Annotated in this window: 1 protein-coding gene; it reads right to left on the bottom strand. The window is 67.2% G+C overall.

Translation table 11 applies throughout. The features are described from left to right. Positions 1 to 555, bottom strand: a 555-nt coding sequence (locus G6O54_RS37010) for a class I SAM-dependent methyltransferase (protein WP_165236177.1), incomplete at its 3' end; no start/stop codon positions are given. Positions 556 to 625: the final 70 nt, after the last annotated feature.

Raw genomic sequence — 625 nt, 5'->3', positions numbered from 1 at the left:
GACCTCGACCCAGGGGACGGGGCTGCCGAAGTCGTGCCAGACCAGCCAGCCGCCGGGTGCCAGGGCGTCATAGGCCTTGCGGCTGTCGGCCAGCGCGTGGGAGAAATCATGGCCGCCGTCGATGAAGGCGAAGTCCAGCGGCGCCAGCCGGCCGAAGTCATAACCGAGCGAGTCGGCCGTGATGAAGAAGGCCTTGTGCACGGTGCCGAAGTGGTCGGCGAACCGACCCCGCTCGGCGAGCGTCGGCACCTCGGCCAGTTGCTCCGACGCGCCCGTCGCGGCCCGCGGCATCCCGCGGACCAGGTCGAGGGTGAAGACCATCGCGTCCTCGGGTGACCACCGCGTGAGGTCGGCCGTCATGTGCCCCAGCGCCGTGCCGACCTCGAGGATCCGCGAGGGCCGGGAGTGGCAGAGGAGCCCCAGGATGGCGGACGTGTCGGCCTCGCGGGTGTAGCCGCAAAGTGCTCCTGCTAAGTGAGGCTCGCCAAATCGTGCGCGGAACTCGTGGCGGGTGATGGGCACGACCTGGGAAGAGCGACGAAACTGTGACGACATCTGAAGTTTACGCCCGTTACCTGTTTACCCGCCGCTGAAAAACCAAAAACAAAACCTGACCCCGAGGACT

The sequence above is a fragment of the Aquisphaera insulae genome, assembly GCF_011064615.1.
GTDB classification, from domain to species: Bacteria; Planctomycetota; Planctomycetia; order Isosphaerales; family Isosphaeraceae; genus Aquisphaera; species Aquisphaera insulae.
The sequence above is the reverse complement of the archived record's forward strand: the minus strand, read 5'-3'. Positions and strand labels throughout refer to the sequence as shown.